Raw genomic sequence first — 8,922 nt, forward strand, 5'->3', positions numbered from 1 at the left:
GCGTCGGGGGTTCGAGTCCCTCAGGGCCCACCAGAACGCAATCTACCCAATCTGCTCAATCCACGCGATCTCCCCGATCTCCCCGCTCTTCCCAAAACCCGATCCCCTGGGCTCCCCCCGGCTTCTGGGGTCTGCGCAATCTGCGCGATCTACGCAATCCCCATGATCACGCAGCGCGTCGACTGACAGGACCGCGCAGATTGCGCAGACCGGCTGTCACCTCCGTCACTGCCCTGGGCGGGCGTCTCCGGTATCCTCAGGGCCGACATCCCGAGGACCCGGACGATGGAGGGGCCGCGATGATCCACCTCTGCGAAGCGGAAAGGGTCGCCGAAGAGCGGCAGCGCGAGGCTGTGCGGGAGGCACAGCGGTGGCGGTTGGCTCGGGAGGCCGCCCGGACCCGGCCGGCCCGGTTGCGGTGGCCGCGACTGGCGGTGTGGATAGCGCGGCAGGCCAGACGCGTACCCTCGCCGGCCCTGGGCCCGCAGACGCTGGCATCACCTGTTACGGCTGCGGCTGCTGAGGAGGTCCCGCCTCGGCGGGCGCTTCTTCCCTGAGGATGGCCTCGATCTCGCGGCGGGCGCGCGCCATCACATCGCGGATGCGCCGCAGCTTCTCGGGCGTGATCCGCTGCCAGGGGCCCCGGGATCGGAGGGTGTGGAACAGGTCCCACATCTCCCGGTAAGCAGGTCCCCACCAGTCCCACCAGTGGCTGAACCGCGAGCGGATATCCTCGACGGCCTCCTGCCGTTCGGTCAGAAAGCGCCGCCCCTCGTCGGTGATGGCGTACACCTTCTTGCCGTCCTGCTGCGAGGACGTCACGTACCCCATGTCCTCCAGCATCTGGAGGGTCGGGTACACGGCGCCCGGGCTGGGCGCGTAGAATCCCCCGAACTGCTCCTGCAGGCTCCGGATGATGTCGTAGCCGTGCATCGGCCTGTCCTTGAGCAGGTCCAGGATGAGGACCTTGAGGTCGCCTTTACCGAAGAGCCTCTCCCGAAAGGGTCCAAACCCCATCCACGGCCGTGCAAACACGGTCCCACCCCCGGTACGTCGGAACAATTTTCGTAACAATACGATATATCGAATAACGACGCCATGTCAAGGGCAGAAGAAGAACCCACCCCTGACCCTGGGTGCGCTTTGCCATGGTGCCTCCGGGAATCCGGACGGGCTGCGTCGTCGTGGGAGCGGTCCTTGCGTTGCGCACGGGGCGAGCGCATCCTGGAAGGGGATCTTGCGATGATCTGCCGCACGGGCATTGCCACCCTCCCCCTGCACGCCGGCCGGACCCCACGCTGGCTGTTTGAGCGCATGGTGCGCCTGGCGCGGGCGGTGCTGGAGGCGCTGGTGGAAGACATCGGCCCCCCGGGAGTGATGGCCCGCCTGGCCGATCCTTTCTGGTTTCAGGCCTTCGGCTGCCTGCTGGGATTCGACTGGCACAGCAGCGGGGTCACCACCACCGTCTGCGGTGCGCTCAAAGAGGCCGTCCGCGGCCGGGAGGCGGATCTGGGCCTGGTCGTGGCCGGGGGCAAGGGCCGAACCTCCCGCCAGACTCCCGAGGAACTGCGGAGATCCGGAGACCGGTTTGGCCTGGACGCCGACCGGCTCGTCTCCACCAGCCGCCTGGTGGCCAAGGTCGACAGTGCCGCCGTCCAGGACGGCTACCAGATCTACCATCACACCCTTGTCGCGACCCTGGACGGACGATGGGCGGTTGTCCAGCAGGGCATGCGCCCGGCCGACCGCACGGCCCGCCGCTACCACTGGTGGGGCGACCGGGTGCGCAGCTTCGTGTGCGAGCCCCACGCGGCCGTGTGCTGCGACAGGACCGGACCGACCCTGAACCTGGTGGCGGCGGAGTCCGAGCCCGCCCGGGCGGCGATCACCCGGATCGCCCGCGAACGGACGGAGGTGCTGGTCGCCGAACTGCGCCGACTGGCGGCGGCGCCGCCGGCGCACCTGATCCTGCCGCACCGCCACATCCTCGACCCGACGCGGGACGTGCATCCGGACAGGCTGCGCCGGGCGCTGGAACAGACCTACCGGGCGCAGGCACCGTCCTTTGAGGCGCTGCTGGGCCTGCCCGGCGTGGGCGCCAGGACTCTGCGGGCCCTGGCTCTGCTGTCGGAGGTCCTGGCAGGAGCGCCGGCCTCCTGGCGGGACCCCGCCCGCTTCGCCTTCGCCCACGGCGGCAAGGACGGCCATCCCTACCCGGTGGACCGGGAAGTCTACGACCGGACCATCGCGGTCCTGGAAGAGGCAGTGCGGCGGGCTCAGGTGGGAGATCCCGAACGCCTGGCCGCCCTGCGCCGGCTGCACGCGTTCGTCCGAACCTGACCTCGCCGGAGGGGCCTATTCCAGCAACCCTGCCTCCCGCAGGACGGCCTCCACGCGCTGCATCCCGGTCCGGTCCACAGGCCGTACGGGCGGCGCCGGGGGCCCTGCGGGAATCCCCAGCAGGGTGAGGGCGCCCTTGAGTCCGGCGATGATCCCGCTCTGCGGCCCCCCGACCCCGGTGTCGTAGACCCGGGTCAGGTCCGCGACTGCAGCCTGGAGGCGGGCGGCGGACGTCCAGTCTCCGGCGGCGGCGGCGTCAAAGACGGCGACCAGGTGACGCCCGGCGATATTCCCCAGCGAGGGGACGGTCCCCTGGGCTCCCACCAGCACCGCCACGTCGGTCAGCAGGTCCGTCCCCAACAGCATGCGGAAATCCCGCCCCCCTCCGCGCAGGACCGCCGTCCACCGGCGAAACCGGGTGACATCTCCCCAGGAGTCCTTTAAGCCGATGACCCGGGAGTCGGCCGCCAGTTCCCGGCACACGGCCAGGGGCAGGTCCACCTTGGTCGTCTGGGGGATGTTGTACAGGAGGACCGGAAGGGTCGTGGCCTCCAGCACGGCCCGGAAGTGACGGAGCAGCTCGTCGGGATCGGGCGGGTAGTAGTAGGGGGCGGTGGCCACCACCGCGTCGGCCCCCAGATCGGCCGCCTGGCGGGCCCGGGCGGCGGCGTGGGCCGTGGTGGGACCCAACACGCCGGCCAGCAGGGGCAGCCTCCCCCGCAGTGCCCGGTGGGTCTCCGCCACCAGCCGGGCCCACTGCGTGTCGGTGAGGGCGGCCGCCTCCCCCGTGGTGCCGGCCACGAAGATCGCGTGCACGCCCTGGCCCACCAGGAACTCCACCAGCGCCTCCACGCCGCGCTCGCTGACCGTGACCCCATCGTCCTCCAGCGGCGTGATCATGGGCACCACAATTCCCCGTACCCGCTCGGGAGCAAGCGCCATGTCGGTCTTTCCCCCTTCAGGCGGCGTCCGGCACGCGGGCCCGCCGCGCCACCCCCCGCAGGGCCGTCACCGCCGGCACCATCCAGACCAGCAGGCTCAGGCCTCCCAGCACGGCGCTGATGGGCCGGCTGACGAACAGCGCCAGGTTCCCCTCGCTTTTGATGAGGCTGATCATGAAGTTCTGCTCCAGCAGCGGGCCCAGCACCAGCCCCAGGACGACCGGGGCCACCGGGAACTCCAGCGCCTCCAGGAGGAAGCCCACCACGCCCATGACCAGCATCAGGCCGACGTCGAACAGGCTGTTGTTGATGGCGTAGGCCCCGACGATGCACATCATCAGGATGACCGGCATCAGCACGTTGCGGGGCACGCGCAGGATCTGGCTGCTGAGCTGAATGGCCGCGAACCCCAGGGGCACCATCAGGAGGTTGGCCAGGATGAAGGTCAGGTAGATGGCCACCAGCACGTTGGTGTAGTCGTGCAGGATGGCCGGGCCGGGCCGCATGCCCTTCATCATCAGAATGCCGATGACCACCGCGGTGAAGGCGTCCCCGGGGATGCCGAAGACCAGGGTGGGGATCCACTCGGCCGCCAGGTCGGAGTTGTTGGCGACCCCGGACTCCACGATGGCCTCCATGGACCCCCGGCCGAACTTGTGCGGCTCCCGGGAGAACCGGCGGGACACCCCGTAGGCCAGCCAGGCTCCCATGTCGGCTCCCGCCCCCGGCAAAGCCCCGGTGATCAGGCCGATCACTCCGCCCCGCAGGGCGTTGACCCGGTACCGCCAGACCGTGCGCACGGCCGGCCGGAAGGTCGCCCGGGCCTCCAGGCGGGCGTAGGCCAGGTGCATCTCTCCCTTCAGCACGGTGCGCAGGACCTCCGCCACCCCGAACAGGCCGATCATGGCGGGGATGAAGCTGATACCCTCCAGCAGATAGGCTGTACCGAAGGTGAAGCGGGGAAACCCCAGGGTGATGTCGATACCCACCGTGGACAGCAGCAGCCCCAGGACCACCGACACCAGCCCTTTCAGCGGCGATCCGGTGGCGATGAAGGCCGTCGTGCTCAATCCCAGCACGGCGAGCCAGAAGAACTCGTAGCTGCTGAACTTCAGGGCAAACTCGGCCAGCACGCTGGCGCCGACGATGAGGGCGGCGGCCCCCATCAGCCCCCCCAGGGCAGACGCCACCACGTCCACGGCCAGCACCAGCCGCGCCTGCCCCTGCTGGCTGAGGGCGTAGGAGTCCGCGGTGTACGCCGCCGACGCCGGGGTCCCCGGCATCCGGACCAGGGCGGCGGGGATGTCGCCGGCAAAAATCCCCATCGCCTGCAGGGTCACGATAGCGGCCATGGCGGGGATGGGGTCCAGGAAGAACGCGAACGGCACGAACAGGGCCACGGCCATGGTCACGGTCAGCCCCGGGATGGCCCCGACGAACAGCCCGTAGAGGGCGGCAAGCACGATCACGCCCAGCACGTGGGGCTGGGCCAGTGTCTGCAGGGTGGTCAGGACCAGGTCAGCCACGGCAGGAGGCGACGCTCACAGCAGGCCGCGCAGGATGCCCTCGGGAAGCGGTACCCGCAGGAGGCGGGCGAACAGGACATACAGGACCACCGTCGTCCCGACGCCGATCAGGACGCTCCACCGCACCCGCACTCTCAGGGCGGCCATGAGGCCGCTCAGGATGAGAACCGAGACCACCGCAAATCCCAGCCGGGTGACCGCCACGATGTAAAAGATCACCGCCGCGACCACCAGCAGGGCGGACAGCCGCTCACGGCGAGAGCCGCCCAGGAGAGCGCGGCGGACCCGCGCCCGCCCGCCGGCCACCGAGCCCACGACCAGCGCCACCCCCGCGATCACCAGAAGAGCCCCCAGCAGCTGGGGGAACAGCCCGGGCCCCGGGTACTGGCCCGCCATCCGGGGAAAGGAGCGGGCGGCAACAAAGACATAGGAGCCCAGGAGCGCCAGCACCACTCCGGCGAGCGCGTCCCAGGCCCCCATGCCCCTGCGCGTCTACTTGATGAACCCGCCGGCCTTCAGCAGCCTGCCGTTGTTGAGGTGCTCCTGCGCCAGGAACTTGCTGAACTCGGCGGCGTTCCGGTAGTCCAGCCAGAAGCCGCTGGTCTTGATGAAGGTGGTGAACTCGGGCGACCGCACGGCCTTCTCCACGGCCCGGTCCAGAAACTGCACGATGGCGTCCGGCGTCCGGGCCGGCGCGGCCAGCCCCGCCCATCCCCCGATCTCAAAGTTGATGCCCAGTTCCTTGAGGGTGGGCACCTGGGGCAGCGCCGACCAGCGCTTGTCGGCCATCACGGCCAGGACCCGCGCCTTGCCCGCCTCCACCAGGGGCAGGGCCTCGGCGGGGCTGCAGGTGCAGATATCCACGCCGCCGGCGGCCAGCTCGGCCAGAGCCGCCGCCGCTCCGGCGCTGGGGACCCACTTGACGTGGTCGGGGGTCAACCCCGCCGCCAGCAGCCAGCCCACCCGCGCCAGATCCCAGATGCCGCCGGCCGCCGTCCCCGACGCCTTCAGCTTCCCGGGATTGGCCTTGATGTAGGCCTCCAGCTCCCGGTAGGTCTTCCAGGGAGCGTCGGCGCGCACGGTGATGCCGGCGCGGTTGTTGATGAACAGCGCGATGGGCCGGTAGTCCATGTAGGTCAAGTGGGTCAGGCCCAGCCAGCTCATCATGGTGATCTCGATGGTGATCATGCCCAGGGTGTAGCCGTCCGGCTCGGCCGTGGCGGTCGCCATGTGGCCGATGACCCCCCCGCCCCCCGTGCGGTTGACCACGCCCACAGGCTGACGCAGATCCTTCTCCAGGACCGCCGCAATGGCCCGCGCGGTGCGATCAGTTCCTCCGCCCGGCGACCAGGGCACGACGATGGTGATGGGCTTGCTGGGGTACGGCTGCTGGGCGCCGACCGGCAATCCGGCTCCGACCGCCAGGACGAGCGCCAGGGCCACCCCTGCGGCACCCACACGCCCCAGTGACCTCGGCATCGCCTCCCCCTCCCCCGCGGTGAGTGTGAGAACGTTTTCAACATTCCACGCCGTCCCGGCAATTCCCTGCCGGCGCCGCGGGAAGCGCGGCGAGGGCGCCCGCCCCGCCCGGACCGCGGTGCCGGGCAGGGGCCGCGCGAGCGCAGCACTAACGTATGCACTGTGACCCTGGATCGAGTCTCCTATGCCGGGTGGGAGGCCTGCCTGCACCTGGCCACCGGCGACGTGGAGCTGATTATCCCCACCGCCGTCGGGCCTCGGGTGATCCGCTTTGCGTTCACCGGCGGGGAGAATGAGTTCGCCGAGTTCCCCGACGACCTGGGCCGCACCGGCGGGACGGCCTGGCGCATTTACGGCGGCCACCGCCTGTGGCACGCGCCCGAACAGTTCCCGCGCACCTACGCTCCCGACAACGATCCGGTGGCCTGGGAGCCGCTGCCGGACGGGGTGCGTCTGATCCAGCCGGTGGAGGCCACGACCGGCGTGCAGAAGGAGATCGAGATCCGCCTGGCCCCCCGGGGCGCCCGGGTGGACGTCACCCACCGGCTGCGCAACCACACGCCGTGGACGATCGAGCTGGCGCCGTGGGCGCTCACCGCCATGGCCCCCGGCGGGGTGGCGGTGATCCCCCTGCCGCCCCGCGGGCGGCACCCGCAGCACCTGCAGCCCACGGGGCTGCTGTCCCTGTGGCCGTACACCGACCTGGCGGACCCCCGCTGGACCTGGGGAACCCGCTACGTGCTGCTGCGCCAGGACCCTGCCCGATCCTCGCCCCAGAAGGTCGGGATCCTCGCGCCGGACGGTTGGGCGGCCTATGCCCGCGCGGGCCGGCTCTTCGTCAAGACGTTCCCGTACGTCCCGGGGGCCCGCTACCCGGACCTGGGCTGCTGCGTGGAGGTGTTCGCGAACGACGCCATGCTGGAGCTGGAGACCCTCGGCCCGCTCACCGCGCTGCCCCCCGGCGGGGACGCCGTCCATCACGAGCGGTGGTTCCTCTTCCGCGATGTGCCCGCGCCCCGCACGGACGCCGACGTGGAGGCTGCCATCCTGCCCCGGGTCCGCGACGCGCTGGCGGCGGCTTGCGCTTCCCCTTCCTGACGGCGGAGCTGGCCGGCGTTGACGGCGGGCGCCACGCCGCCTATAGTCAAGCCACTGCCACGTCCGTGACCCGGAACGCGTAGGAGCACCCGCAGGAGACCGTCGCGATGCCCGCATTCAACAGCCTGCCGCCTCGGTGGCGCCCGCAGGTCGCCGACCTTCAGGCGCGTCTGGGCCCTCCCCTCATTCGGACCGCCCCCCTGGGACGCAACAGCTACCTCCAGCACGCCACCCGCAGCGCGCGCGAGGCCGAGGTCTGCTTCGTCCTGCAGCGCCCCACCGGACGCCTGCTGGTGATGCGCAAGACCTTCTATCCCCCCGGCATCTTCCGGCTGCCCACGGGGGGCGTGCAGCCCGGCGAGGGCGCCCTGGAGGCCCTCGTCCGTGAGATCGGCGAAGAGACCGGGCTGCAGATGGTGGCGCAGCGTTTTCTGGCCTGGATCGGCTACGCCGCCGAGGCGGGGCAGGCGCCGGCCTTCTGCACCTTCGCCTTTCTGGTCCGGGAGGTGGCGGGCCACCTCCAGCCCCGGGATCCCCGGGAGCAGGTGGAGGCATTTGGCGAGGTCGCCCCTGCCGACCTGCTCCAGATCGCCGGACGGCTGGAAGGGCTCAGCGCCGGGTATTCTGGCGACCTGGGCGCCCGGTGGGAGGACTGGGGGCGCTTCCGCGCGGTGGCGCACCGCGCGGTCTGGGAAGCCCTGACCGCGCGCGGCGGGGGTGTCGCTCCCCCGCGATCCGACACGGGCGCAGGGGGGTGAGCGCGAGGTGACCGGCGCCTTGCTGGCCCCGGAGGTCCGGCGCTACCTGGAGGCATTGGTCCCGCCGAGGCCGCCGGAGATGCAGGCCATGGAGGAGGACGCCCGCCGGACCGGCTTCCCCATCATCGGGCCGGTGGCGGGCCAGTTCTGTTACCTCATCGCGCGCATGATCGGCGCGCGCCGGATCTTTGAGATGGGCTCCGGCTTTGGCTACTCCACGGCGTGGTTCGCCCGGGCGGTCCGGGAAAATGGAGGCGGCACCGTGTACCACGTGGTGTGGGACGAGGAGCTGTCGCGCCGCGCGCGAGTCCACCTGGACGCCCTGGGGTACGCCGACGTGGTGCGGTACCGGGTGGCGGAGGCCGTCCAGGCCCTGCGGGAGACCGACGGACCCTTCGACCTGATCTTCAACGACATCGACAAGGAAGGGTACCCCGACGCGCTGCCGGTGATCGCCAGCCGGCTGCGCCCGGGCGGGGTGCTCATCGCCGACAACGCCCTGTGGCAGGGACGGGTCTTCAACCCCCGGGACCGCTCCCCGGCCACCGAAGGGGTGCGGCGCTTCACGCGCCTGATCGTGTCCGATCCCCGATGGGCTGCATCGGTGGTCCCGGTGCGCGACGGCCTCCTGGTGGCGGTGTGGGCCGGCGAGCCTTCGGCCCAGAGCGGATAGCACGCGTCCGGACCTTCAGGCCAGCGCCTCCCGGACCTGCCGCTCCATCGACCGCAGCGCCTCGCGGGGAGTCTGGATCCCCGCGACGGCTCGCTGGATTCCCACCC

General features: G+C 71.1%; 9 protein-coding genes. 4 read left to right on the forward strand and 5 right to left on the reverse strand.

Annotated elements, in window-relative coordinates:
- Nucleotides 1-504: 504 nt before the first annotated feature.
- Complete coding sequence (locus RB150_10540; GenBank protein ID MDQ7820970.1) at nucleotides 505-1,035, reverse strand: PadR family transcriptional regulator; 531 nt, start codon at nucleotides 1,033-1,035, stop codon at nucleotides 505-507.
- 207 nt (nucleotides 1,036-1,242) lie between these two features.
- Between RB150_10540 and RB150_10545 the strand changes: the two genes are divergently transcribed.
- Nucleotides 1,243-2,340, forward strand: coding sequence for a DUF763 domain-containing protein (locus RB150_10545; protein ID MDQ7820971.1), 1,098 nt, complete (start codon nucleotides 1,243-1,245; stop codon nucleotides 2,338-2,340).
- A 15-nt stretch (nucleotides 2,341-2,355) separates the two neighbouring features.
- On the opposite strand, the gene RB150_10550 is transcribed toward RB150_10545, so the two are convergent.
- Genes RB150_10550 through RB150_10565 form a run of 4 tightly spaced genes read right to left on the reverse strand, consistent with a single transcriptional unit; the run spans nucleotide 2,356 to nucleotide 6,286 of the window.
- Nucleotides 2,356-3,282: a dihydrodipicolinate synthase family protein gene (locus tag RB150_10550; protein MDQ7820972.1), complete on the reverse strand. Its 927-nt coding sequence runs from the start codon at nucleotides 3,280-3,282 to the stop codon at nucleotides 2,356-2,358.
- A 16-nt stretch (nucleotides 3,283-3,298) separates the two neighbouring features.
- The gene (locus RB150_10555; GenBank protein MDQ7820973.1) at nucleotides 3,299-4,807 is read right to left on the reverse strand and encodes a tripartite tricarboxylate transporter permease; all 1,509 of its coding nucleotides are present in this window, start codon (nucleotides 4,805-4,807) and stop codon (nucleotides 3,299-3,301) included.
- A 15-nt stretch (nucleotides 4,808-4,822) separates the two neighbouring features.
- Entirely contained in the window at nucleotides 4,823-5,287 is a 465-nt protein-coding gene (locus RB150_10560) for a tripartite tricarboxylate transporter TctB family protein (protein ID MDQ7820974.1), read from the reverse strand.
- 12 nt (nucleotides 5,288-5,299) lie between these two features.
- On the reverse strand, nucleotides 5,300-6,286 hold the full coding sequence (locus tag RB150_10565) for a tripartite tricarboxylate transporter substrate binding protein (protein MDQ7820975.1): 987 nt from the start codon (nucleotides 6,284-6,286) through the stop codon (nucleotides 5,300-5,302).
- Between the two features lie 162 nt (nucleotides 6,287-6,448).
- Here RB150_10565 and RB150_10570 point away from each other — a divergent pair, with 162 nt between their 5' ends.
- The 3 genes from RB150_10570 to RB150_10580 all read left to right on the forward strand — a co-directional run bounded on the left by RB150_10570 (nucleotide 6,449) and on the right by RB150_10580 (nucleotide 8,815).
- Nucleotides 6,449-7,384, forward strand: coding sequence for a hypothetical protein (locus tag RB150_10570; GenBank protein MDQ7820976.1), 936 nt, complete (start codon nucleotides 6,449-6,451; stop codon nucleotides 7,382-7,384).
- 107 nt (nucleotides 7,385-7,491) lie between these two features.
- On the forward strand, nucleotides 7,492-8,142 hold the full coding sequence (locus tag RB150_10575; GenBank protein MDQ7820977.1) for an NUDIX hydrolase: 651 nt from the start codon (nucleotides 7,492-7,494) through the stop codon (nucleotides 8,140-8,142).
- A gap of 7 nt (nucleotides 8,143-8,149) precedes the next feature.
- Nucleotides 8,150-8,815: an O-methyltransferase gene (locus RB150_10580; GenBank protein MDQ7820978.1), complete on the forward strand. Its 666-nt coding sequence runs from the start codon at nucleotides 8,150-8,152 to the stop codon at nucleotides 8,813-8,815.
- The last annotated feature ends 107 nt before the right edge of the window (nucleotides 8,816-8,922 follow it).

This window comes from Armatimonadota bacterium (genome assembly GCA_031081675.1).
Lineage (GTDB): Bacteria > Sysuimicrobiota > Sysuimicrobiia > Sysuimicrobiales > Kaftiobacteriaceae > Calidihabitans > Calidihabitans tengchongensis.

What these genes read in the sequence shown, in the direction of transcription:
- RB150_10545 (MDQ7820971.1), top strand. Translation starts at nt 1,243, where the DNA reads ATGATCTGCCGCACGGGCATTGCCACCCTCCCCCTGCACGCCGGCCGG.
- RB150_10550 (MDQ7820972.1), bottom strand. Translation starts at nt 3,282, where the DNA reads ATGGCGCTTGCTCCCGAGCGGGTACGGGGAATTGTGGTGCCCATGATC.
- RB150_10560 (MDQ7820974.1), bottom strand. Translation starts at nt 5,287, where the DNA reads ATGGGGGCCTGGGACGCGCTCGCCGGAGTGGTGCTGGCGCTCCTGGGC.
- RB150_10565 (MDQ7820975.1), bottom strand. Translation starts at nt 6,286, where the DNA reads ATGCCGAGGTCACTGGGGCGTGTGGGTGCCGCAGGGGTGGCCCTGGCG.
- RB150_10575 (MDQ7820977.1), top strand. Translation starts at nt 7,492, where the DNA reads ATGCCCGCATTCAACAGCCTGCCGCCTCGGTGGCGCCCGCAGGTCGCC.